Source organism: Mesobacillus subterraneus (genome assembly GCF_023715485.1).
Classification (GTDB): Bacteria; Bacillota; Bacilli; order Bacillales; family Cytobacillaceae; genus Mesobacillus; species Mesobacillus subterraneus_B.
Window position 1 is genome coordinate 1 of sequence record NZ_JAMBOF010000006.1, and the last position, 23263, is coordinate 23263.

Genomic DNA, 23263 nt, shown 5'->3' on the forward strand with positions numbered 1-23263 from the left:
AAATAGTCTGGTGGCGATAGCGAGAAGGTCACACCCGTTCCCATACCGAACACGGAAGTTAAGCTTCTCAGCGCCGATGGTAGTTGGGGGTTTCCCCCTGTGAGAGTAGGACGCCGCCGGGCACAAAGATGAACAGCTGAAAAATGCTGTTCTTTTTTGTGTCCTCAAAAATGTATTTATTAGACAAAGATTTCAAGGTATGAGGGAAATGATTCGTTTACCAGCATTAAAATACGAGAATTAACACTTGAAATTGCGGTCTTTAAGGGTGTTATCTAAAAGTGAACTACTAATCCATTAATTAAACAGCAAAAAAACATAACAGAAATCGAAATGACTGTTATGTTTTAATTTTAATCGATTATGAGATTTTCGTAGTTCCTGGGATTAATTTTTTAAGCTGCTTTTCTTAAATGACTGAAACTGGACTTCGAAAGAACGGTTCTTTCCAGTCTCGCAGCCATGATCCCGGCAAAAATGGCAAGGATTACATCTTTAGGAAGAGGAACTACCATCCAAAGCCAAGCCATTTGGTACGTGAAGCCTTCTGGAGCTGCAGCCCAAAATTTATAAGCAAAATACATCCAATTAGTCCCGATTACATAATTGATTACTAGACCGATGAGAGAAGCAATGATAAATGCTGGAAGAGTCCGCTTGTTTTCAACAATTTTTCCAACAGCATATGCTGTAAAAACAAAAGATACAATAAAGCCGAATGTAGGTGAGATCAATGTGGAAAATCCTCCACTGAACTGCGCAAAAACAGGAACTCCTACTAAGCCAACCAGAGCATAGACAACCATTGATATCGCTCCCAGACGGCTTCCTAAGACAGCACCTGCTAGGATAGCAAAAAAGGTTTGAAGCGTAATCGGCACCCCGCCAACAACCATGAATGGTACTAAAGAGGTTATGTTTGATCCAAAAGCCATTAGTGCAACAAACATTGCTGCAAGTGTTAAGTCAAGTGTTCTAAATTTCATGATGACAATCTCCTTTTAATATTTTATATAGAATAGATTAAACTTTCTAACGGATTTATGTCAACTTATTTTTATTAAGGTTAACAATATTCTTTAAATAAGTTATCCAAGATTCGATAGTAAAGACATTAAGTAAATGCTTAAAATATAGAAAAGGTGCCCGGGAAACCCGTGCACCTTCATTTATCTGATTCGGTTGTTTATTACACGTTCAGGCAATGGCCGTTCTAAGTCAATGCTTTTATTATCAAGTATTTCTGGATTGTCTGCATGATTATCTTCATAGTCTTTTAACGCAGGTTCCCCGATATCAAGCTCTCCAGGGCTGAAAGCATTTGTAGGGTATTTGTCAGTCTTTGCTGCCTTTTCAACATTATAGCCAGAAATAGAGCTGTTGAGTGGTTTTTCTTTTTCATCCTTAATTCGTTCAACAGCATCAATTGCTTCTTGCTCATTTTTATAAGTTTTAAGGATATGCTTCTTCTCGATTTCCATTTCGATCAGCCTCCTATTACTAATATATTTATATATACCCACGAAAGAGTCAGTTTTAACTTTTACATGTTTCCATGAAATGGTCTATTTTTTCTTCCTTTCTGGTAAAATAATTAAAAAATAGATAGATAACTAGGGCAAAGGGGATTGTTATTTGAAAAAGAAAGTATTTTGGTTTGCCGTTGGAACAATTTTGTTCATTTTCATTGGTCTATTTGGCGCAGGGAATTATTTTTACAATGTTGCTATCAACAGGAGTCACGATGCTGTGGATCTCCATGGAGGCGGAGAAAGTGTGACCGCCGCAAGCCTGCTTAATGAAGAGGAGGAGCAGGCGAAGTTGGATGAGATTATGGACTGGACCGAAAAGCAGAAGTTTGAGTTTTTAGAAATACAATCAGAAGATGGACTAAAATTGAAGGCTCGATTTTTAAAAAATGTTCAGCCTAACGGCAAAGCGGTGATACTTGCCCATGGCTATAAAGGTAATAGCGAACAAATGCCGGGGATTACGAAATTCTATTATGATCAGGGGTACGATATCCTTAAGCCAGATGCAAGAGGGCATGGTCTAAGTGAGGGTGAGTATGTAGGGTATGGCTGGCACGATCGAAAAGATTATGTTCAATGGGCCCATTATATAGCTGAAGAAGAAGGAGCAGAGAGTATCTTTTTGCATGGGTTCTCGATGGGAGCTGCAACTGTACTTATGGCAAGCGGCGAGAATCTTCCGAAGCAGGTGAAGGGGATCATCGCTGATAGTGGTTATACCACTGTTTTTGAAGAGTTGACCCATCAATTAAAATATTTATACCATCTTCCAGCATTTCCAGTCATGCAGGTTACGAGTGTTATAACCGATATCAGGGCAGGGTATACTTTTCGGGAAGCATCAGCAATCGACAGCGTCATAAAAACGGAACTTCCATTATTCATTATTCATGGAGATCAAGATAAGTTGGTTCCAACAGAGATGGGCCAAAGGATTTTTGACGCAGCGAAGAGTGATAAAGACCTTTGGATTGTGCCTGGCGCCGGTCATACAGAGGCATATACAATTGCTGAAAAAGAGTATCAAGAGCGTTTGAAAGCATTTTGGAAAAAATCACTTGGAAATTAGGTGCTTAATTTATGCAATCCATTTATAATATCGGATCGAGATTTTGGTATATGACACCAGTATCTGAAACAGACCGTCCAATTCTTGGCATGGTAGTGGGTGAAGATAGAATTTTAATGATTGATGCCGGCAACTCGGAATCCCATGCACTGATATTTTTGGAAATGCTGACAGAGAAGGGGATTTCGAATCCTGATTTTGTCTTGCTGACCCATTGGCATTGGGATCATATTTTTGGGCTTTCTGCTTTGGGGGATGCTTTTTCAATTTCTTCAGAGCAAACAAAGGATGAAATCAAAAAGTTACTGCCCCTTTCTTGGTCAGATGAAGCATTAAACCAGAGAGTGGCAGAAGGAACGGAAATCGAATTTTGTTCTAGCGCTATAAAAAAAGAATTTCAAGAACATCGTGATATCAAAATTACTTTGCCGCTGCTGACATTTGAAGATAAGATTGAAATGGATCTGGGGGGTGTCACCTGTATTTTACAGCAAGTAGGTGGCGACCATGCTGCAGATTCTGTCGTAGTCTATGTGAAAGAAGAAAAAATCTTGTTCCTGGCCGACTGTATTTATGCGGATATTTTTTCACCAAAATGGAATTTCACAGTTGATGGCACACGGGGCTTATTAGATAAACTCGAGACGTTTGATGCAGAGACCTACATCCTCTCTCATGGGAAGCCAATTTCAAGAGAGGAATTTAGGAATGAAGCGAATATGCTTAGAACAATTGCCGACCTGACAGAGAAATATGAGGGGAATATGGCAAGAATCAGTAGTGAATATGAAAAACAAGCAGGAAGAGTTTTAACTGAGGATGAGATTGAAACAGTAGAGTATTTTGTGAATGGGTATGAAATGAACTATGGTAATAAAGGATAAGATTTTGCAACACACCAAACTTGGTGTGTTTTTTTCTTGTTGAATGATGCATAGTCTCTCGTTTGTGGGGAAAAAGCACTAAAATGCCGATTAATAATTTACATTTTTCATTAATACTTCGAATTTATCTACAATCACTACTAAATCACTACGAATCTAGCTAGAATTGCCAGAAAATATTTTTAATCACTACGAAATGAGCTTGAATCACTACGAAATCAGCAATAATCACTACGATTTTAGCTAAAATCACTACGAAAATGCCATTAATCACTACGAAAACAACTAGAATCACTACTTTTACCACCAGCTGGAAAAACACCGAATTTTCAGTGGACAAAGTATAAATAGGCTGGCCAATCATATATCTCTAAAAGTAAAGAAAAATGAAGGAGTGGTTTAAATGCCTGAAGGGAAACACGAAATTACGATGGAGGTCCCAATAGAAGAAGTATGGAATTTTGTTAAGGATATGGACAACTGGGCTCCGCTTTTGCCTGGATATATCAGCCATAAAAAAATCAATGAACACCAGTCGAATTGGACGTTCAAGGAGACAATTGGTGTCTTGAAAAAGAAAATCAGTCTACAGGTCTCGATCAAGGAATGGATTGAGCCGACGAGAGTTACTTTTGAATTAAAGGGCATTAATGAGAATATAAATGGAAATGGGTACTTTAAAGCGGAGGCCATTGGGCAAAACACAACAAAAATGACAGGGTATCTTGAGATGACAGCTGAAGGTGCACTGGCTCCAGTGATGAATGCCGTCATGAAAACATCTCTGCCTAAGAGCGGCCAAGAGTTAACGACCGCTATTGCACAAAAGCTTGAGGAAAGAAAAGCATACCGTTAAAAGACAGTTTTAAAGGGAGCTTGCATCTGCAAGCTCCCTAATTTTTCTTCTCAACCTTCACAAGTCCATCTACTCTTTCACTTTTATCGAAATAAAGAATTACAGTGTCATCTATATGAACACCAGAGCCTGATTCCAGTTTTTCTTTTTTAAAGTAAATACTTTTGCCGTTACGGCTTACCCCGTGGTAACCTGAATCATCTATTTGAGTAATGGTGAACTCCTCGGTGAAGAATTCTGCTTTAACCTGGCTGGAAGCATTTCTAGCTTCATCCATTTCAAGCTTCAGGTAAATCATCATGCCAAGAATCAGGGTCAATAAAAATAGGACAAATACTCGCATTGCAAATCCTCCATCGCTTATTCCCCAAACATTATATGAACATCTGCCGATAAAATGACTTTAATCATTTAAAAGTTTGCTATAATAATAGGAATTAAAATTGCAGGAGTAACAGAAGGGTTTGAATTATGACTGTTAAAACGAAACTTTATGAAGTCGATCTTTATGAGCCAATTCGCAAGCATTTTATAAAGCAAGGTTACCGTGTCAATGGAGAGGTGCATGATTGTGATTTGACTGCGGTAAAAGAAGATGATTTGGTGATTGTGGAATTGAAGCTTACATTGAACATCGATTTGCTGCTTCAGGCCACGAGAAGGCAGCGATTGACTGATCTTGTTTATGTTGCAATCCCTAAACCAAAACGGATCTCGAGGACACGATGGAATAATGTGATTCATTTAATCAGAAGGCTCGAGCTGGGCTTGATCACGGTGTCATTTGCAAGTAACCGGAAAAAGCTCGAGTTTGTGGCACATCCCGAGCCATTTGATCGCGGGCCTAGCAAGAACCGAAAGAAGAAAGCTGCCTTAATTGCTGAAATTGAAGGCAGAAGTGCGGACTATAATGTGGGTGGGTCCAACAAAACCAAGATCATGACAGCCTACAAGGAGAATTGCATCCAGATTGCCTGTTACCTGGAAAAATTGGGGCAGATGTCTCCGAAAGCATTAGCCGCACTTGGTACAGGAGCCAAGACACAATCAATGCTTCATAAAAATTACTACAAGTGGTTTGAAAAAGTTGAACGAGGGGTCTATGCAATCAGTGCACAAGGCAGAATAGAACTGGCGGATTATCAGGAGCTTGTTGAGTATTATTTAGAAAAGCTGAACGCGATAAGTAAAGTTGAATAGCTAACAACAAAGTCCCCCTTTATGCAAGGGGGATTTTTCATGCTTTTTCTAGGAGCTTGTCGTCAATTAGTTCTTTTAATTCAGCAAGTTTGTTCTCGCCAATGTTGGCCATCGATAAAATCACACTGTCTATTAAAAATTTCCTTGGAGGTTCCGTTTTAATGATTTCTTCTTCGATAAAATCAAGCTTTTGGAGGAATTCATTGTTGTCGCAGTCTAGTTTTTTCAGTCGAGATATTGCTGAATGAATTTTGGTCCTGAAATCAAGATCTTCTGTCCTTGATGCAGGTAGCCACTGATCCAATATTTCCGGTGGAAGCAAACGTTCACCTGAAATTGAAAGCTCTTTTAGCATGTTCAATATCCGATTCACACTATAGCTGACTACCGGATGAATCTCAGCATTCACTCCGTTGGCTTTTAAGTAAAGCCTGATGTTCTGCTGCAGGATGCCCCTAAGCATTATTGCTGCATCCAGCAGGTAAGGGTGACAGCTTTCATCCGTGATATCTGCCAGCCGTTCATAAGCCCATCGCAATGTCTTCAAATTCCCGATTTCCAGATATTGCTTAAGTTCATGGTCACTCGAATAAAATACCTCTTCAAACAGCGGGATAATATTATTCTCTCTGTTCGTCTTCATTTGAAATTCAATCTGTTTGATGAGGATTTCAGGGTCGGAATGGTCTTGGCCAACGAGCATGGCGTTTCGATTGTTCTCCATTTGCTGGAAAGCCGTCTTGAAGATGGCCATCAGCAGTTCGTTTTTTGATGAAAAATAATTATAGAATGTGCCTTTGGATATTCCAGTGAAATCAAGGATATCCTGTATGGAAGTATTCTGGAATCCTTTATCGATGAATAGCTGATGGGCTTTTTTGATTACATGCTGTTTTCTGTCGTTCATTTAATCACCTTGACCTTCATTTGTACCGCTTGTATAAAAGTTATACTACCTGAAATGTTCGGACAATACAAACCCTTTTGCAATAGGGATTTATAAACGTTGCAAAAAATGGACTGATGGTATATGCTAGTGTTTATGCAAATGCAAAATTTACAGATTTGTGAACAATTTAAACAGGGGGATACAGAATGCAGCAGAACATCAAGCCGCCAGACAAGCCGCCGTACGGTATAATAGCGGTTCTAATTGTTGGAGCATTTATTGCATTTTTAAATAATACATTACTTAATATAGCTTTGCCGTCCATCATGATTGACCTCGAAGTCGAGGCAACAACAGTACAGTGGCTGACAACAGGCTTCATGTTAGTCAGCGGAATCATGATTCCGCTTAGTGCCTATTTAATTCAAAAATACTCAGTCCGCCGGTTATTTTTAACGGCGATGGCACTATTCACTGCCGGTACGATTCTGGCAGGCGCAGCACACATTTTTCCGGTTCTGTTAGCAGGGCGCATGATCCAGGCCTCTGGAACAGCAATCATGATGCCTCTCTTGATGAATGTGATGTTAATAAGCTTTCCGATTGAAAAACGCGGGACAGCAATGGGGGTTTTTGGCCTTGTACTGATGTTCGCGCCGGCAATTGGACCTACACTTTCCGGGTGGCTGATCGAGCATTATGACTGGAGAATGCTGTTCCATTTCGTTACTCCAATCGCGGCAATCGTACTTTTGCTTGGCTTTTTCATGCTAAAAGATAAAAAAGAAAAAGTGAAAATGCGTTTGGATGTTATTTCGTTATCGCTCTCAAGCATTGGTTTTGGCGGGTTACTGTATGGATTCAGTTCTGCTGGCTCAAAGGGCTGGGAGAGTCCTCATGTTTATTTGACGCTTACGATTGGATTGATTTCACTTGTTGTATTTATCCTGCGCCAATTAAGTCAGGACAATCCAATGCTGAATTTCAGGATTTATAAATATCCGATGTTTGCCCTTTCATCTGCAATTACGATGATCGTTACGATGGCAATGTTCTCAGGAATGCTGCTTCTGCCAATCTATGTGCAGACTATACGGGGCATTTCTCCGCTGGATGCAGGACTTTTGCTGCTGCCGGGTGCCATTGTCATGGCGATCATGTCACCAATTACAGGCAGATTATTCGATAAGTTCGGCGGCAGGGCGCTTGCCATCGCAGGTTTAGCCATTACTGTTGTAACAAGCTATTATTTCAGTAAATTATCATTCGAAACATCTTATACTCAATTGATTATTCTTTATACAGTTCGGATGTTTGGGATGTCGATGGTTAATATGCCTGTTTCAACGAACGGCTTGAACCAGCTGCCTACACTCTATTATCCGCACGGTACGGCGATGAATAATACAATGCAGCAGGTTTCAGGAGCAATCGGCACTGCTTTGCTGGTTACAGTTATGTCAATGCGTGCTGAAACGCACGGAAAAGAACTGGCAGAGTCTGCGTTAAAAGAGGCAGCGGCTGCAGGGAAGGCTGTGACTCCGGCTGCAATGGCTGAAATGAAACAGCACATTGCCATGCAGGCAATGCTTGAGGGAATTAATGACGCGTTCTTCGTGACGGTATTCATTTCATTAGTTGCCTTGATCCTCGCCTTCTTTATCAAACGTGCCAAGCAGGAAGAGGACACAATCGGCAGGCAGCCTGCAAAACAGAAACAAACAAACCTTGCTAATAATTAATTGAAAAGCCCTGGGATCCAGGGTTTTTTTCTGCTCATTTCGTAAACGGTTCAACTTTTTCCGACTAGATTCATTTGGATTTTATCGAAACGATAAATTTAGCAACATTCTCAGAACCGTAAAGCAAGCTAATAGAGGTAAGTTCATAACGAGATAAAATAAACATATAAAAAGGATGATTTTTAGATGGTAAATAAAGCAGAAGTTCTTGCACAAAAACAACTAGAGGCTTATAACAATCAGGATTTAGAGGAATTCTTGTCAGTGTACAGTGATAAGGTTTTAATTATGGAGTTTCCATCAAATAAAGTGGTGACGAACGGGATCGATGAAATGAGAGTGCGGTATCGAAAGCTTTTCAATGAATATCCGAACAATCACGCAGAATTATTGGCAAGAATGGTACATGGCAACAAAGTGATTGACCATGAATTGGTTACAGGCAGGGTGAATAATGAGGTGAAAATGGCCGTGGCTATTTATGAAATCCACGAAGAAAAAATCTCAAAGGTATGGTTTTTGTAATGGAAAATACAGTATCTAATATGATTTTTGATACTGGGGAACCTAGTCTTAATAAATTCTAGAACAAAGATCTTTTTATTAGTGAAATTAGCGCCATACAAGCAGGATTTACAGAGCCTGAAATGTAGTGAAAGTTTGTTTCCAATACGTTTTTATTAAAAACTTTTTGAGTAAAAGGGAAGGAGGGAACCCAATGACTAAGGATAAAAGGGATAAGAGTTCTGATCACGAAGTGGCGAAGCTGTTTGGTCTGGATGAAGAAACTAGTCTTCAGTCTGTCAATTTTGCTACTACTGAAAATCCATTGCTGAACGAACACTTCCAGGAAGAAAATTCATAAGCTTGCCTTGGGGAGTAAGATTCTGGCGACCTAGCTTAAATTTAAAAAAGCCGGGCATTGAATGCCCAGCTTAATTTTCCCGTTTTGCCAACACGGCCTCAGGTTTGTATTGAGTTTGGAATTGTTCAAGCATCTGCTGTGATATTGCCGTATAACCTAAAGGATTTGGATGTACGCCATCACTTGAAAGATGCTGCAGATTATCGCTGTTAATGACGTTTGTCGTCTGCACTACAACTGAGGCTGGAGTTTCTTTTGCTACTTCATAAATTTTTAAATTCCATTTTGGCAGCAGCTTGTCTGCAAGTGAATAAAATTGGTGGTCAGCAGGCATTGGATTGTAAAGCTCAAGAAATACAATCGTAGCCGATGGGTTCAATTCACCGATTTTGGAGGTGATTCCTGTCAGATTATTCGTAAAACCTGATTGCAGACTATCGAATGATTTTAACGCACTGTATAAATCGCTCTTTTTTACCGCTTTAAGTACGTCGTTCCCTCCAACATTCACTGTGACAATATCTGCTTCTTTTATTGCTTCATCAAAAAGTCCATCCAGGACCAGCTGATTTAATTTTTCGCTGGTGATCCCTATGATTCCTTCGTTGTTAGAAATTACCTGCTTTCCAGTTTCTTGTTCAAGCTGGACGGAGAATTGGTTGACCAGATTTTCTTCTTCGGCTATTTGATAGCCACGGATAATCGAGTCCCCAAGTGCAAGGTGATTTATCGTTTTATCCGGAGATGTCCGATAGTAATCTAAAAAGGTAAGTTTATTTGATTTTTCAACTAGAGGAATACTTTCTTCCTTCAATTTGTTGATTTGGTATTGAGGATAATAAATCCAGGCAGAGATTGACAAAGCGGCCAGCAAAGAAATAAGCAGAAGAAATTTTATGATTTTCATGATGTTCACTCCTCGATATACTTCTATTGTATCAAGGATAGGAGAGGAAATAATTAGGGGGGTATTTCCATTTTTAAAAGTTGTGTTAATATTTTCAGATACATATTTTCGATTTTTGTTATAATTATATAATTATTATATTCAAGGAGTACAACGATGTACCAGACATTTACGACTAAGGAAAAAATAAAGCAGATTTTTGTCATGTTGATCCCGATATTGATTACGCAGCTTGGTATGTTTTCAATGGTATTCTTCAATACCATTATGTCAGGCAAATATAATTCATCGGACCTTGCCGGAGTGGCTATCGGATCCTCCATTTGGAACCCGATTTTTACTGGATTGAGCGGAATCCTGCTCGCAGTGTCGCCAATTGCCGCACAGCGTTTCGGCGAGAAAAAGGGGAAGGAAGTCGCTTCCATCCTGACTCATGGAATTTACCTGGCGTTAATGATCGCGTCGATCGTTATCCTTCTAGGAATATTTCTGCTAGAGCCGATTTTGACAGCGATGAACCTGCCAGAAAGTGTCCATGAGACGGCACGCGGTTACCTTATCGGATTGAGTTTTGGAATTATCCCGCTATTCATTTTTAACGTATTGCGTTCTTTCATCTATGCACTTGGCAAAACAAGAGTCGTCATGTATATCCTGCTGCTTGCTTTGCCAATCAATTTCTTCTTGAATTACGTGTTGATCTTCGGGTACTGGGGGTTCCCTGAATTAGGTGGTGCCGGCGCTGGCTATGCGACTTCCATCACCTATTTCGTGATCGCCACTATGACTGCGCTGCTGATCATAACGCAGCGGCCATTCTCTGAATTTGTCGGCCTGGACCATTTTAAAGAGTTTTCTGGGGAAAAAGCAAAGGAGATCTTGAAAATTGGTGTTCCAATGGGACTGTCGATTTTTTTCGAAACAAGCATGTTTGCTGTCGTGACAATTTTAATAAGCAAATTCAACATCACAACGATTGCGGCATACCAGTCAGCTTTGAATATCGTAGCGTTCCTGTACATGATCCCGATGAGCATCTCGATGGCACAGACGGTTTTAGTTGGGTTTGAAGTAGGCGCCGGCCGGTATAAGGACGCGAAAGCTTATAGCTGGATGGGAATCTACTTGTCTGTAATCATTGCGGTTGTTGCCGGATTGCTCGTTGTCCTGTTCCGTTTTGATGTAGCAGGGTTTTATTCGAACGAACCAGCAGTAATTGAGTTAACAGGTCAGTTTTTGATCTATGCGTTGTTTTTCATGATATCCGACGCGATTCAAGCGACTGCCCTGGCAGCATTGCGCGGCTATAAAGACGTGAATGTGTCATTTATCATAACGCTAATCGCGTATTGGCTGATCTGTCTGCCAGTCGGCTACTTACTTGCGCATTACACCGCGCTTGGAGCACCTGGCTATTGGATCGGACTGACAGCAGGCTTGCTCGCTGCTGGAATATTCCTGTCTTTGCGCTTGATTTATATTCAAAAACGGCGTTTTAGCGCAAAACTTGCTGAAGCAGTCTAAAAAGTAGTGAGGTTCCTTTGAGGAATCTCACTATTTTTATGGGTGTTTTGGACAGTGAAAAAATTTAATTTACCAAAATCTCAATTTATTTAACTGTAATCGCATTTTAATTAACCTAAACTCAGATTTAATTAACCGAAGTCCTTTTTTAATTAACCTTTTTCCGTTGTTAATTAACTTTTAGCCTTATTTTGGAAAAAAATAAGTAGTATTAAATATTTCAATAACCTTATCTCAGCAGGAATGACGTGTGCAGAAATGGAATATACGTTATTGGAGGTGGACAGATGAACTATTTAAAATTGTCGATTGAAAATTTCCAAGCAATTAAAAACCAAGCTGAAAGAGCGATGGAGCAACTGGATCTAAAGGAGCTTCAGTATTTGCCAAATGAGGAGTCAAACAGCATCGCGATCATCGCAAAGCATATGAGCGGAAATCTTAATTCAAGGTTTCGCGAATTCTTAACTACGGATGGAGAAAAGGCTGACCGTAACAGGGATGGTGAATTTGAGGGGACATTCTCCTCGAAGGAGGACCTGCTAGCTTTTTGGAACTCGGGCTGGGAAGTACTTTTTGCTACACTTTCCAAATTAACAGAAGACGATTTAAATAAAACTGTTTATATAAGAAGTGAGCCTCACAAGGTAATGGAAGCCATCCAGCGGCAGATCGTCCATCAATCGAGCCATTCCGGACAGATTGTCTATCTTGCGAAAATGATCAAAAATGAGGAATGGAAAACATTAAGTATCCCAAGAGGGAAGTCTGAGCAATTTAACGAAAAAATGCAATCCCGATGAACATAAAGCAGAAACCCATTGCCCAAGAAGCAATGGGTTTCTGCTTATGGATTTGCTGCATGATTTTTTGCGCGGAATTTGCTCCATTGATATCGGATGAAACAGCCAATGCAGAAGCCAAGAATTGCCACGAACGCAGCGAGGGCTACCATAATAGTGAAGAAGTGGCCTAACCCCGCAAAGCCAAACAAATATGATACAAGTCCACCGGCTAAACAAATGACAGCGATTTTTTGATTGTATTGCTGCTGCACAAAATCTTCTGGAATATATTCTGCAGGATGTTTTTTTAGAAAAAATCTAGCAGCTTTCATAACAGGATTAAAACTGAACAAGAGACCCGATAAACCAGCTAATAACGGTAAAGTTAATATCCATTCAAAGCCTGTAATCCAGGCACTTACCACACTGATCACTATGAACCACTGGTTTATTCTCACCACTGGCTGAGGAATTGACCGTGTTTCAGTCGTCATTTTAAATCCGACCTTTCTTATTGGTTTATAAGTATTTTATCTTTTTTAAAATTAATTGTGAAGCAATAAGAGTATTTTTACAGAAAATAAACCAATATCGTAAATATGGAAAAGTATTCCTGAATATATTAGAATGCTGGTTTTGAATATATAAAGAAATGATGGGGGAAAAATGGAGAAACGAACAAGAGTGACATTGTTATTATTAGTTGCAGCATTCATTGGATTGGCTGGTTGTTCACAACAAAGTGCGAAGGAAGAGGAACTCAAGAAAAAGGTAGCTGAGCTCGAAGAAAAGATTGAAAAGGAAAAAGCGGAAGAAGAAAAGCAACTGGAAGAGAATGAAAAAGAAGAGAAGGAAAAAGAAGAAGCTAAACCAATTGTGGTCGATGTGATTGATCCAACGACCAACTCGGCAATTAAATCATTTACTCCACTGGAAATGGGCTATGGAACGGACGATGCAAAATACAAGGCGGAACTAGAAAAAATGGCCCGTGAATTGGCAAGAGGCACCGAAACGACACCGGGGTTTGACAAGCGGCTGATTCCGGATAAAATCGATGCCAATGGCCAGATCATCAAAGGAACACCTTTAACCATTCTTGAAGAGGCGGAGCTGGTGGAAAAGGTGATTCAAGCTTCTGCCAAAGGAGGTAATGTTGAATTGCCGCTCTATGTCACTGCAAGCGGATATGAAATGGACGATGTTGCCCATCTTGGTGAAGTGGTGGTAGGAAAATATACAACGTATTTTAACGCAGCGGTTGCGGGAAGAACGAAGAATATTGAGCTTTCAGCAGAAGCGATCAATAATGTCATCCTTGGAGTTGGCGATGTCTTTTCCTTTAATACAACCGTGGGCCCCAGTGATGAAGCGCATGGGTATCAGCCAGCCGAGGAAATCGTCAATAAAAAACTTGTCATGGGTATTGGCGGGGGCATCTGCCAGACATCGTCTACCTTATACAATGCGGTCGATGTACTAGGAGTTGGCTATGTTGAAAAGCATCATCATTCGCTGACAGTCGGATATGTTCCTCGGGGAAGGGATGCGACTGTATCTTACGGAGGCAAGGATTTCCGATTTGAGAATACGACGGGTGTCCCTCTTTTATTGAAGGCGATTATGGGAAATGGCTCCTTAACAATTGAGGTGAGGACTTCAAAAGAGTACGAAGCTATAATGAAAAAGGGTGTGTAGGTCTTAAATCAAATCCGCCAAAAGATGTAGAAGGAATCAATCCTATGGTGAATGTTTCCATTTATTATTTCCCTTATTCTTAAGTTAAGAACAAGGGAGGCGATCATAATGGAAATGAACTATCTGTTACTGGAATATATTTGGAATACGAAAAAAGAAGAAATGAAGCGGGAATCAGACTATCGGGAAACTTATAAGCTGTATCCAGAATTCAGTAAGTTAAAATGGAAATTCAAAAAAGATTAAATAAAGCTCCCCTGTCGAAAACGACAGGGGAGTTTTCATGAGGTCCGCTTATTTTCATTGACGTTGACCAGCAACCCACGCTTGATCCAGTAATCAAAATTATCAACAGGAAAAACGCCTCTATTCTCACTGTTATTCATTTTTACGATGACACTTCTGCCTGATACCTCTAATACTTTTAATCGGTTGGAGTTGTACATGTTCGGCAAAAAGCCGCTTTTGATTTCAAACTCCATGTTATTGTGATATTCCATCATCGGGCCTCCTTACAATCATACTGATTATAATATCTGCCAATGATTGAATTTTTATCCATATAATAGAATCGTAATTAAAACAATTATGGCGAGAACCTTCTCGCCTTTGCACGATCTCTTATATTTTCCTGTCTTTTCATCTGATGACTGTTTATATTTATACCTTCATTAAGGATGGTCCTTGTTTTTAGTCAGGTTTAGTTTATTTAGAATCTTATGGAACGGGCATTCACGCAGAGTCGAATCATCATCCCTCAGGAAGTATTGTTTCCACTCGAAATTATCCTCCTTGCCATAGCTGTTTAGGTCTGGATGGATTGGACAAGAATCATAGTTATCAAGTCTGTTGCGGATTTGCGCTTTTATTTTACGTGCAGCTGCAGGCGAGGAATTAAATTGTGTCAGTACCCATCTAGGGGTAATGGCCAGCATGAAGCAAGGGAAGTACCTGCTTTGTCTGTTGTTATGGGCTGGGGTTGCACAGTACATGAAATATTGTTCTCCATGGAAGCAGAATTCCCAGGCAGGATTAGCGGGATCTAATGGAATATATTTAGGCCACTCTTGAACATCTATTTGCAGAAGCCCATTCAATTGTTTCCAAAATAATTGTTCATAATCCTCTACACTATATGTTTTGACCATCTCGGCCGGTGATTCAAAAAAGATGATCAAAGAGGTGAATTTCCCAAGGTGTCTCGATGTTTCTGTATATTCTTTAAGCAAGTCAGCAAGTTCTCCGAAACTTCCCTCTTTCCGAGGATCGCTCACAAACCCATAACAAAAGTGATCAAGAGAATGCCCGATTGTCGCAGGGATACAGGGGAAAGGCGCTTCCTTATTTTCAAGTTTTTCAGTGAATTTACCTAAAATAGCTTTTTCCCAGGAATTCAAGCCATTTTCGTTTTTTTGTAAAATGCGGATACTTCTCACCTCCATACACTCATACGATATTCAGGGTGTGCATTGGTAGGTGAATGTCCAACTTCAATCTGGGCTCCAGGATAGCGATTACGGAGTTTGTACTAATTATTTAGTAGTATTGCAAAATCCTCATAAATTTTACATATACATTCATTGGCATACCATCAGTTATGGCTATATCCAGGCAATAATGAAAACAGGCGAGAGGAATTGTCCTCTTGCCTGTTCTAATTTGTTATAAATTATCACTCTTCAATACATTAAAATACCTTGCATTTGGATGAGAGAAGACAATCGCAGTTACTGAAGCCTCAGGTTCCATCATGCAGCCATCAGTCAAATGGATTCCGATATCTTCCGGCTTTAACAGTTTAAATAGTTTTTTCTGATCCTCTAGATCTGGACATGCAGGATATCCGAATGAGAATCGCTGTCCCTGATACTTAGCCGCGAAACGGTCTTTCATGGTCATTTCAGTTGTGTCCGGGAATCCCCATCGGTCGCGCATCTGACGGTGGATTAATTCGGCAAATCCCTCAGCAGATTCAAGAGCGAGAGCCTGAAGGGCATGGCTTTCGAGGAATCTTCCTTCGTTTTTCAACTGGTCGGCGGCATGGCGGATTCCTGTACCTGCTGTCACCGCGAACATTCCTACGTAATCCATAGCATCCTCAGTGACCGGACGTACATAATCTGAAAGACATAGACCAGGTGAAACCTCCTGGCGAGGGAAGCTGAACGTCTCTAAGATTCTTTCTTGGTTTTCAGGGTCATAAATGAAAAGCCTATTGCCATCAGATTGGGCAGGGTAGAACTGGTATACTGCGGCTGGCTTTATCCATCCGTTAATTTTAGCTTCAGATAAAAGTGATTGAACGACCTCATGGATCTTAACCGCCTTATCATCTTTTTCCATAAGCAATTTTTCTACTTTCCCTTTCAGTCCCAAATGATGACCTAATAGCATTTGCTGGTTGATATAAGGCTCAATATGGGAAAGCGAATACGACTTAAGCAGATGTCTTTTTGTATCCTGGGGCACAAAGACTGGAGCCTTCACAGTTACTTTTGGGCGGTCGAGAACAGCCGTGGCCGATTTTTTATTCCCGGTAAAGTCAGGTTTGAGCAGGGCTGCTTCCTGCTTTTCCTTTCGTTCGGATAAAAACTTTTCATAACCACCTGGCTCCTGCAGCTGGTTTGCGAGGGAAAGGCCGTTCATGGCATCCTTCGCATACAAGACAAGGCCATCGTATTCATTTGCTATCTTCGTATCGGTAAACTTTCTTGATAGAGCGGCACCGCCAACTAAAATGGGTACAGTGATTCCAGCCTGCTTCATGTCATGTGCTGTCAAAACCATTTGCTGTGCTGACTTGACGAGAAGACCAGAGAGACCGACGATATCAGGTTTTTCCTTTTTGATCGCTTCAATAAGAGTAGGTGGAGTAACCTTTATTCCCAGGTCGACCACCTCAAAACCATTGTTGCTAAGGATGATGTCAACAAGATTCTTTCCGATATCGTGGACATCACCTTTTACTGTTGCGAGAAGCACCTTGCCCTTAGTGGAGCTGGAATCATTCTTCTCCATATGCGGCTCCAGGAAGGATACCGCCGCTTTCATGACTTCTGCGCTCTGAAGGACCTCAGCTACAATCAGCTGGTTATCGTTGAACAGTCTGCCGACTTCCTTCATCCCATCCATAAGCGGTCCGTTTATGATCTCAAGAGGGGCAGGGTAAACGGAGAGCGCCTCATCAAGGTCGGGAAGCAGTCCTTCTTTTGTTCCTTCGACTACATAGTAAGCAAGTCTCTCTTCAAGCGTCATATCCGGGAGTGTGCTTTTTGCTTCCTTCTTTTTCCCTCGGTAAAAGTCAGTGAACTTTGCAAGGGTTTCATCGGTTGTGTTGAATAACAGTTCCTCAGCCATCTTGACTTCTTCAGGGCTGATTGAAGCAAAGCGCTCAAGTTTCTCCGTGTTAACGATTGCGTAGTCCAGTCCAGCCTGGGTGCAGTGATAGAGAAAAACAGAGTTCAATACTTCACGGCCAACAGGAGGGAGGCCGAAGGAAACATTGCTCACTCCAAGGATTGTTTGCGTTCCAGGAAAGGTTTCTTTGATCATTCTGATCCCATCAACTGTGGCTTTTGCTGAGCCAATATATTGCTCATCGCCTGTGCCGACAGGGAAGACCAGAGGGTCAAAAATCAAGTCCTGTGCCGGAACTTTATACTTGTTCACGAGTAAATCATAGGCACGGCGCGCGATACCTAGCTTTCTTTCAGCTGTTACACCCATTCCTTCTTCATCAATTGTTCCGACAACTACTGAAGCGCCGTATTGGTGAATGAGCCGTGCAACGGACTCAAAGCGTTCCTCACCATCTTCTAAGTTAATCGAATTGATAATCGCTTTACCCTGTGAGTAGGTCAAGGCTTTTTCGATGACCTTGTCATCGGTTGAATCGATGACAAGCGGAACCTTTACTTTTTTAACGACTTCCTTGACGAATTGCTCCATATCCTGAAGCTCGTCTCTGTCGGGATCTGCCAGACAGATGTCAATGACATGGGCACCGTTCTTTACCTGTGCCCTGGCAATTTCCGCAGCCTCTTCGATTTTTCCTTCCGAAATCAGCCGTTTGAATTTCCTTGATCCGATGACATTGGTCCGCTCGCCGACCATGATTGGCCTTAAGGTTGGGTCATCGTAAATGAACGGCTCAATGCCAGAGACCATATGGATCCCGTTTTCTATTTTCTGGCGAGGCTCAAGCTCCTGCATTTTCCTTGAAATGGCCATTATATGGGCAGGAGTCGTGCCGCAGCAGCCCCCAACAATATTCAGCCACCCTTCCTTGGCAAAATCGGACAGCTTCTGTGCCAGTGTGTCGGGTGTTTCATGGTAATGTCCTTCTTCGTCAGGCAAACCAGCATTCGGATAACAGCTGACTGCAGACGTAGAAAGCGCAGAAAGGGAACGAAGGTGGTCCTGCATGAATTCAGGTCCGGTTGCACAATTCAATCCAATCGCGATTGGGTTCATATGCTGTACTGATATATAAAAAGCCTCGATGGATTGGCCTGCGAGTGTTGTACCCATTGGTTCGATTGTTGCAGAAATCATCAGGGGAAGTTCTTTGCCTCTCTGTTTAAAAGCACGCTGAATCCCGGTATAAGCTGATTTCACATTAAGCAGGTCTTGGCTTGTTTCAAGCAAAAGTAAATCCACACCGCCGTCAATCAGACCAAGCACCTGTTCTTCATATGCTGCAGACATTTCTTCAAAACTCGATCCGCCGGTAACACTCAGTGTTTTCGTCGTCGGCCCCATTGAACCTGCAACAAAACGCGGCCAGGATGGGGATGAGACAGTGTCAGCTGCTTTCCTGGCGAGTATCGCGGCAGCTTTGTTGATTTCATATGCTTTGTCACCTAAATCATAGTCATCAAGCACAAGGCTGGTAGCACCAAATGTATTGGTCTCCACAATATCGGCTCCAGAATCGAAATATTCACGATGGATTCTCTCGATGACTTCAGGGGCGGTAAGGTTAAGGTTTTCGTTACAGCCATCATATTCCTCGCCGCCAAAGTCTTCAGCGGTGAGATTGGCCTGCTGGAGCATTGTGCCCATTGCGCCGTCCATAATCAGGATTTTTTTCTTCATCTGTTCAGTTAACGTAGTTGACATTCTGATTCCTCCTTGATAGAAGGCTGCTGTATTCATTTGCGTATCGTGATAACTCAACACTCATTTCGTAGTTCATAAAAGGGGTGATCAAATAGATTCCGTTAAAAAGTTCTGCTGCAGCCTCAATCAGACCTTTTGTAATCGCAATGCCTTCCTTTTTGGACTGGAGCGGCTCATTATTGAATTTCCCCATAATGTCCAAAATCTCCTGTGAAATCTTAATTCCCGGAACTTCATTGTGCAGGAATTCTGCATTCCTGCTGCTTGTCAGCGGCATAAGCCCGATATAGACAGGAGTATCTAGATGTTTTGTCGCTTCATGAACTTCCAAAAGCAATTTTTCTGAATAAACGGGCTGAGTGATGAAGTAATCTGCGCCACATTTGATTTTTTTTTCCATTCGCAATACAGCCTTCTCCAATGACCTTACATTTGGGTTAAAAGCCGCACCGACCGAAAACGCTCCTTTTTGGCCTAAATCCTTGCCGGAGTACGAGAGCCCGGAATTAAACTGCTTGATCATCTCAATCAGTTCGAATGACGATAAGTCAAAAACTGATGAAGCACCTGGAAAATCACCAACTCGGGCAGGATCGCCTGTAACGGCAAGGACATCATGTAAACCAAGGGTATGCAATCCCATCAAATGTGACTGGAGTCCTATAATGTTCCGGTCACGGCAGGTTAAATGGACAAGAGGTCGCATACCGATTTTTTCCTTCACCAGGTTACCAATCGCAGCATTTGAAATCCTTGGGGATGCAAGAGAATTGTCTGCCAGCGTCAAGGCATCAATTCCTGTTTCTTTTAAAGCCCTGGCACCTTCAAAAAAACGGGTGGTATCAAGTTTTCGTGGCGAATCGAGTTCGACAATGACAGATGGCCGTTCTTTAACTACTTCATGGAGAGGAGCAACTGTTCTTCTTACATCGCCAGGATTTACTAGAATCTTTACTTTTTTCGGAGTAACCGTTTTTTCCTTGACTGGCTGAAGGCCCTTTAATTCATCGGCAATGGCTTGAATATGTTCAGGTGTTGTTCCGCAGCATCCCCCGATGAGACGTACTCCTTGATTGCGGAAACTGTGGGCTGACTTACGAAAGTATTCAGGATTGCCCTCATAATGGAACCGGCCATCCGTATAGGCTGGCAGACCGGCATTCGGATAAGCCGAAAGGTATGCATTTTTTGGAAGTTCAACCTGCTCCAGACTTGCAATCATATGGTGGGGGCCAAGCCGGCAGTTGAGTCCCACGATATCTGCACCTAAATCCTCCAGTGTATTGAAAACTTCCTGAAGAGGGGTCTGATCCTGCATGATGCCGATTTCCTGGAGAGAAACCTGTGCAATGATCGGCAGGCTGGTCTCCTTGCGGGCAATCGTTAACACGGTTTCAATCTCTTCCGTATCATAGAAGGTTTCAAGGAGGATCCCGTCAACACCTTCGAGAAGCAGGCAGTAAAGCTGCTCCCGGAAGCTCCTTTTGATCTCCTCAATTGGAATTGCGGATGGCCTGATCCCACGATTACCGCCAATAGTACCAAGGACATGAGCTTCTTTCCCAGCAGCCTGGCGGGCCAGTCTGACTGCTGCGCTATTAATCTCCTTGACTTGGTCCTCAAGACCATATCTTTCTAGCTTTATATAATTGGCGGCGTAAGTATTTGTCTGTATGAGGTCTGCCCCTGCATTCATATAGGCCTTATGGATCCGGACGATATCATCCGGCTGGGAAACATTCAGTTCTTCAAAGCATGTTCCTGAACCATAAGAATAGAGGAGGGTACCTATCGCTCCATCTGCTATTAAAATTTCATTCTCCAATCGTTTAAGAAAGCTCATCGGACACCCTCCTTGTATTCGGAATTTTTTACAGCAAATAATGCCTGTTCGAAATCGCTAATCAGGTCATCTGCATTTTCAATTCCTGCAGATAATCGCAGCAGGCCTTCGCTGATTCCGCGCTTTTGACGTTCTGCTGCGGGCATTGCAGCGTGTGACATTTTTGCCGGATAGGAGAGAATAGACTCTACTGCACCCAGGCTGACCGCAAAAACGGGCAGCTCAACATTAGCTATGAATCTCGGCAATATCTCTGTACTTTTTAGCTCAAAAGAAAGCACAGCACCAGGTCCTGACGCCTGTCTGTTCTGGAGAGCATGCTGGGGATGCTCCTTCAGGCCGGGGTAGTACACTTCTTTTATAAGAGGCTGATTCTTCAAGAATAGGGCAATCTTAACCGCATTCTCCTGTGACTGCTTCATTCTTACTGACAAGGTTTTGATTCCTCTCATGACTAACCATGCATCCTGAACTCCTAGGACTGCCCCAAAAGAATTTTGCAGGGAATACAGCCGGTCTGCCAGTTCGGAATTCTTTACTACTGCAAGACCAGCTACTGTATCGCTGTGTCCGGACAAAAACTTTGTCGCGCTATGTAGTACAAGGTCTGCACCGAGATTAAGCGGTTTCTGCAAATATGGAGTCATAAAGGTGTTGTCAACGAACGTATAAGCACCATGTTTTTTTGCTAGATTGCTAATGGCTTGAATATCTGTAACCTTCAGCAACGGATTTGAAGGTGTTTCTACATATAATAGAGCGGTGTTAGGCTTGATCGCTTGTTCCACAGCAACAAGATCGGTCATATCAACAAAAGTGTGATCGATCCCGAATCTGCTCAGTACCTGAGTAACCATCCGGAAGGTACCGCCATAAACATCCTCAGTAATGACTACATGGTCACCCTGGGAAAGGAGCAAAAAGGCCGTCGAAATGGCTGCCATTCCGGAGGAGAAGGCAAACCCTCGGGTACCGCCTTCGAGTTCGGCAATGATCTCTTCAAGGGCTTCTCGTGTAGGATTAAGACTGCGGCTGTAATCATATTTCCCGGAAGTGTCTGCAGACGGCTGGTGGAAAGTTGAGGCATGCTGGATGGGCACGCTGACTCCTCCTGTAACCGGGTCTACTTTATGCTTATTATGGAGCAATTTGGTTTCAAAGCTGTAACAGTCACTCATACTTCAGCCTCCTGTAAAGCTTTTTTAAAAGCATTGTCCAAATCTGCAATTAAATCCTCCGCATCTTCAATCCCTACTGAGAATCGCAGCAATCGATCGCAAACACCGGTTTGCTCTCTTATTTCAGCAGGAATGTCTGCGTGCGTCTGGGTAGCAGGGTAGGTAATAAAGCTTTCCACACCGCCAAGGCTTTCAGCAAAAGTGATGGTCGAAAGACTTTGCAAAAAAGGGTTGACCATGGAAGCTGATTTAATCCTGAACGAAATCATTCCACCTCTGCCAGGGTAGAGCACATCTGTTACTGCATCATGCTCCTTCAGGTAATCAACCAGCAAACTGGCATTTCGTTCATGGCGCTCCATCCTTAATGACAGAGTCTTCATACCGCGAATTAAAAGCCAGGAATCAAACGGACTGAGAACAGCCCCGCCTCCATTATGGTGGAGGAAAAGCGACTCGCTCAATTCCTTACCTTTGGCGACGACCAGCCCTGCAAGGACATCATTATGGCCACCAAGGTACTTTGTGGCACTATGAATGACGATATCTGCTCCCAAGGTTAATGGTTTTTGCAGAAGGGGAGTATAAAACGTATTATCGACGATCAGTAAAAGACCGTTTGCTTTAGCGATTTTTGCAATCGCCGCGATGTCTGCCTGTTCCATCAGGGGATTTGTCGGTGTTTCCACGAAAATAGCCTTCGTTTTAGTTGATATGGCAGCAGCAACTTCCTCCAGATCAGCCATATCTGCATATGTACTAATTAACCCCCATTTTTTAAAGCCTTGCTCAAGGAGACGGTAAGTGCCGCCATATAAATCCTTGGAAACAATCCATTCATCTCCTTGCTGAAATAAGGAAAGAATTGTCCAGATGGCAGCCATTCCCGAACTGCAGGCAAATCCACGGTCGCCATCTTCTAGGTCGGCTATAGCCTTTTCGAGAATTTCGCGTGTGGGATTTCCAGTCCGCACATAATCATAACCGCTTGACTGGCCAATACCTTCATGACGATAAGCTGTAGTCAAGTAAATAGGGGGATTCACTGCACCGGTGGCAGTTTCACTTCTGTTCCCGAGCTGTGCAAGTATAGTATCGATCTTTGCCAATGAACTCACTCCTGATGGTTTAATAGTATTTTAAAAACAAGGCTGTGTCGGAGGTCATTGT

General features: G+C 42.1%; 24 protein-coding genes and 1 rRNA gene. 12 read left to right on the top strand and 13 right to left on the bottom strand.

Translation table 11 applies throughout. The features are described from left to right. The first annotated feature begins 6 nt into the window (after positions 1–6). Positions 7–122: ribosomal RNA gene (rrf, locus tag M3204_RS09805) — 5S ribosomal RNA — on the top strand. A 273-nt stretch (positions 123–395) separates the two neighbouring features. Here the strand turns inward: rrf and M3204_RS09810 are convergent. Together M3204_RS09810 and M3204_RS09815 are read right to left on the bottom strand one after the other, a co-directional pair. Continuing rightward, positions 396–986, bottom strand: coding sequence for a biotin transporter BioY (locus M3204_RS09810; RefSeq protein ID WP_251481049.1), 591 nt, complete (start codon positions 984–986; stop codon positions 396–398). Between the two features lie 183 nt (positions 987–1169). After that, the gene (locus tag M3204_RS09815) at positions 1170–1481 is read right to left on the bottom strand and encodes a hypothetical protein (protein ID WP_251481050.1); all 312 of its coding nucleotides are present in this window, start codon (positions 1479–1481) and stop codon (positions 1170–1172) included. A gap of 154 nt (positions 1482–1635) precedes the next feature. Here M3204_RS09815 and M3204_RS09820 point away from each other — a divergent pair, with 154 nt between their 5' ends. Both M3204_RS09820 and M3204_RS09825 read left to right on the top strand, forming a co-directional pair. Continuing rightward, positions 1636–2601 carry an alpha/beta hydrolase gene (locus M3204_RS09820; protein ID WP_251481051.1) on the top strand — a complete coding sequence of 322 codons (966 nt, stop codon included), beginning with the start codon at positions 1636–1638 and terminating at the stop codon, positions 2599–2601. 11 nt (positions 2602–2612) lie between these two features. Beyond that, positions 2613–3485: an MBL fold metallo-hydrolase gene (locus M3204_RS09825; RefSeq protein WP_251481052.1), complete on the top strand. Its 873-nt coding sequence runs from the start codon at positions 2613–2615 to the stop codon at positions 3483–3485. Positions 3486–3645: 160 nt separating this feature from the next. On the opposite strand, the gene M3204_RS23665 is transcribed toward M3204_RS09825, so the two are convergent. Continuing rightward, positions 3646–3780 (bottom strand): hypothetical protein, encoded by a 135-nt coding sequence (locus tag M3204_RS23665; protein WP_285856791.1) that lies wholly within the window; start codon positions 3778–3780, stop codon positions 3646–3648. Positions 3781–3888: 108 nt separating this feature from the next. On the opposite strand from M3204_RS23665, the gene M3204_RS09830 reads away from it, so the two are divergent. Beyond that, complete coding sequence (locus M3204_RS09830) at positions 3889–4341, top strand: CoxG family protein (protein WP_251481053.1); 453 nt, start codon at positions 3889–3891, stop codon at positions 4339–4341. A gap of 37 nt (positions 4342–4378) precedes the next feature. On the opposite strand, the gene M3204_RS09835 is transcribed toward M3204_RS09830, so the two are convergent. Next, a complete protein-coding gene (locus M3204_RS09835; RefSeq protein ID WP_251481054.1) occupies positions 4379–4684 on the bottom strand; it encodes a hypothetical protein in 306 nt (101 codons plus the stop codon). A 128-nt stretch (positions 4685–4812) separates the two neighbouring features. Here M3204_RS09835 and M3204_RS09840 point away from each other — a divergent pair, with 128 nt between their 5' ends. Then, a complete protein-coding gene (locus M3204_RS09840; protein ID WP_251481055.1) occupies positions 4813–5541 on the top strand; it encodes a DUF2161 domain-containing phosphodiesterase in 729 nt (242 codons plus the stop codon). A gap of 37 nt (positions 5542–5578) precedes the next feature. On the opposite strand, the gene M3204_RS09845 is transcribed toward M3204_RS09840, so the two are convergent. After that, positions 5579–6448 carry a TetR/AcrR family transcriptional regulator gene (locus M3204_RS09845; protein WP_251481056.1) on the bottom strand — a complete coding sequence of 290 codons (870 nt, stop codon included), beginning with the start codon at positions 6446–6448 and terminating at the stop codon, positions 5579–5581. Between the two features lie 188 nt (positions 6449–6636). On the opposite strand from M3204_RS09845, the gene M3204_RS09850 reads away from it, so the two are divergent. The 3 genes from M3204_RS09850 to M3204_RS09860 all read left to right on the top strand — a co-directional run bounded on the left by M3204_RS09850 (position 6637) and on the right by M3204_RS09860 (position 9037). Further along, the gene (locus tag M3204_RS09850; protein WP_251481057.1) at positions 6637–8172 is read left to right on the top strand and encodes a DHA2 family efflux MFS transporter permease subunit; all 1536 of its coding nucleotides are present in this window, start codon (positions 6637–6639) and stop codon (positions 8170–8172) included. 186 nt (positions 8173–8358) lie between these two features. Next, entirely contained in the window at positions 8359–8697 is a 339-nt protein-coding gene (locus M3204_RS09855) for a nuclear transport factor 2 family protein (protein ID WP_251481058.1), read from the top strand. Between the two features lie 193 nt (positions 8698–8890). Then, positions 8891–9037 carry a hypothetical protein gene (locus M3204_RS09860; protein ID WP_251481059.1) on the top strand — a complete coding sequence of 49 codons (147 nt, stop codon included), beginning with the start codon at positions 8891–8893 and terminating at the stop codon, positions 9035–9037. 70 nt (positions 9038–9107) lie between these two features. Here M3204_RS09860 and M3204_RS09865 read toward each other — a convergent pair whose 3' ends face one another. Next, a complete protein-coding gene (locus M3204_RS09865; protein WP_251481060.1) occupies positions 9108–9944 on the bottom strand; it encodes a GDSL-type esterase/lipase family protein in 837 nt (278 codons plus the stop codon). A 156-nt stretch (positions 9945–10100) separates the two neighbouring features. On the opposite strand from M3204_RS09865, the gene M3204_RS09870 reads away from it, so the two are divergent. Both M3204_RS09870 and M3204_RS09875 read left to right on the top strand, forming a co-directional pair. Further along, positions 10101–11468, top strand: coding sequence for an MATE family efflux transporter (locus M3204_RS09870; protein WP_251481061.1), 1368 nt, complete (start codon positions 10101–10103; stop codon positions 11466–11468). A 287-nt stretch (positions 11469–11755) separates the two neighbouring features. Next, a complete protein-coding gene (locus M3204_RS09875; protein ID WP_251481062.1) occupies positions 11756–12271 on the top strand; it encodes a DUF1572 family protein in 516 nt (171 codons plus the stop codon). Positions 12272–12315: 44 nt separating this feature from the next. On the opposite strand, the gene M3204_RS09880 is transcribed toward M3204_RS09875, so the two are convergent. Beyond that, entirely contained in the window at positions 12316–12747 is a 432-nt protein-coding gene (locus M3204_RS09880) for a DUF4395 domain-containing protein (RefSeq protein WP_251481063.1), read from the bottom strand. Between the two features lie 172 nt (positions 12748–12919). Between M3204_RS09880 and M3204_RS09885 the strand changes: the two genes are divergently transcribed. After that, positions 12920–13951, top strand: coding sequence for a VanW family protein (locus tag M3204_RS09885; protein ID WP_251481064.1), 1032 nt, complete (start codon positions 12920–12922; stop codon positions 13949–13951). A 108-nt stretch (positions 13952–14059) separates the two neighbouring features. After that, positions 14060–14197: a hypothetical protein gene (locus M3204_RS09890; protein WP_251481065.1), complete on the top strand. Its 138-nt coding sequence runs from the start codon at positions 14060–14062 to the stop codon at positions 14195–14197. Positions 14198–14232: 35 nt separating this feature from the next. On the opposite strand, the gene M3204_RS09895 is transcribed toward M3204_RS09890, so the two are convergent. From M3204_RS09895 to M3204_RS09920, 6 genes are all read right to left on the bottom strand, one after another. Next, positions 14233–14454 (bottom strand): hypothetical protein, encoded by a 222-nt coding sequence (locus M3204_RS09895; RefSeq protein ID WP_251481066.1) that lies wholly within the window; start codon positions 14452–14454, stop codon positions 14233–14235. 168 nt (positions 14455–14622) lie between these two features. Further along, complete coding sequence (locus tag M3204_RS09900) at positions 14623–15387, bottom strand: YqcI/YcgG family protein (protein WP_251481067.1); 765 nt, start codon at positions 15385–15387, stop codon at positions 14623–14625. 226 nt (positions 15388–15613) lie between these two features. Continuing rightward, on the bottom strand, positions 15614–19072 hold the full coding sequence (gene metH, locus M3204_RS09905) for a methionine synthase (RefSeq protein WP_251481068.1): 3459 nt from the start codon (positions 19070–19072) through the stop codon (positions 15614–15616). Then, positions 19053–20915: a bifunctional homocysteine S-methyltransferase/methylenetetrahydrofolate reductase gene (locus M3204_RS09910; protein WP_251481069.1), complete on the bottom strand. Its 1863-nt coding sequence runs from the start codon at positions 20913–20915 to the stop codon at positions 19053–19055. The genes metH and M3204_RS09910 overlap by 20 nt, the downstream gene beginning before the upstream one ends. Beyond that, positions 20912–22093, bottom strand: a complete 1182-nt coding sequence (gene metC, locus M3204_RS09915) for a cystathionine beta-lyase (RefSeq protein WP_251481070.1) — start codon at positions 22091–22093, stop codon at positions 20912–20914. Before metC ends, M3204_RS09910 begins: the two co-directional genes overlap by 4 nt. Next, entirely contained in the window at positions 22090–23202 is a 1113-nt protein-coding gene (locus M3204_RS09920; protein ID WP_251481071.1) for a methionine biosynthesis PLP-dependent protein, read from the bottom strand. The genes metC and M3204_RS09920 overlap by 4 nt, the downstream gene beginning before the upstream one ends. Between the last annotated feature and the right edge of the window lie 61 nt (positions 23203–23263).

Bases quoted from the DNA above. Each gene is read 5' to 3' on its own strand.
- metH (WP_251481068.1), bottom strand. From the start codon at position 19,072: ATGTCAACTACGTTAACTGAACAGATGAAGAAAAAAATCCTGATTATG.
- M3204_RS09845 (WP_251481056.1), bottom strand. From the start codon at position 6,448: ATGAACGACAGAAAACAGCATGTAATCAAAAAAGCCCATCAGCTATTC.
- M3204_RS09855 (WP_251481058.1), top strand. From the start codon at position 8,359: ATGGTAAATAAAGCAGAAGTTCTTGCACAAAAACAACTAGAGGCTTAT.
- M3204_RS09830 (WP_251481053.1), top strand. From the start codon at position 3,889: ATGCCTGAAGGGAAACACGAAATTACGATGGAGGTCCCAATAGAAGAA.
- M3204_RS09850 (WP_251481057.1), top strand. From the start codon at position 6,637: ATGCAGCAGAACATCAAGCCGCCAGACAAGCCGCCGTACGGTATAATA.
- M3204_RS09880 (WP_251481063.1), bottom strand. From the start codon at position 12,747: ATGACGACTGAAACACGGTCAATTCCTCAGCCAGTGGTGAGAATAAAC.
- M3204_RS09890 (WP_251481065.1), top strand. From the start codon at position 14,060: ATGGAAATGAACTATCTGTTACTGGAATATATTTGGAATACGAAAAAA.
- M3204_RS09860 (WP_251481059.1), top strand. From the start codon at position 8,891: ATGACTAAGGATAAAAGGGATAAGAGTTCTGATCACGAAGTGGCGAAG.
- M3204_RS09840 (WP_251481055.1), top strand. From the start codon at position 4,813: ATGACTGTTAAAACGAAACTTTATGAAGTCGATCTTTATGAGCCAATT.
- M3204_RS09815 (WP_251481050.1), bottom strand. From the start codon at position 1,481: ATGGAAATCGAGAAGAAGCATATCCTTAAAACTTATAAAAATGAGCAA.
- M3204_RS09895 (WP_251481066.1), bottom strand. From the start codon at position 14,454: ATGATGGAATATCACAATAACATGGAGTTTGAAATCAAAAGCGGCTTT.
- M3204_RS09825 (WP_251481052.1), top strand. From the start codon at position 2,613: ATGCAATCCATTTATAATATCGGATCGAGATTTTGGTATATGACACCA.
- M3204_RS09865 (WP_251481060.1), bottom strand. From the start codon at position 9,944: ATGAAAATCATAAAATTTCTTCTGCTTATTTCTTTGCTGGCCGCTTTG.
- M3204_RS09885 (WP_251481064.1), top strand. From the start codon at position 12,920: ATGGAGAAACGAACAAGAGTGACATTGTTATTATTAGTTGCAGCATTC.
- metC (WP_251481070.1), bottom strand. From the start codon at position 22,093: ATGAGTGACTGTTACAGCTTTGAAACCAAATTGCTCCATAATAAGCAT.
- M3204_RS09810 (WP_251481049.1), bottom strand. From the start codon at position 986: ATGAAATTTAGAACACTTGACTTAACACTTGCAGCAATGTTTGTTGCA.
- M3204_RS09910 (WP_251481069.1), bottom strand. From the start codon at position 20,915: ATGAGCTTTCTTAAACGATTGGAGAATGAAATTTTAATAGCAGATGGA.
- M3204_RS09875 (WP_251481062.1), top strand. From the start codon at position 11,756: ATGAACTATTTAAAATTGTCGATTGAAAATTTCCAAGCAATTAAAAAC.
- M3204_RS09835 (WP_251481054.1), bottom strand. From the start codon at position 4,684: ATGCGAGTATTTGTCCTATTTTTATTGACCCTGATTCTTGGCATGATG.
- M3204_RS09870 (WP_251481061.1), top strand. From the start codon at position 10,101: ATGTACCAGACATTTACGACTAAGGAAAAAATAAAGCAGATTTTTGTC.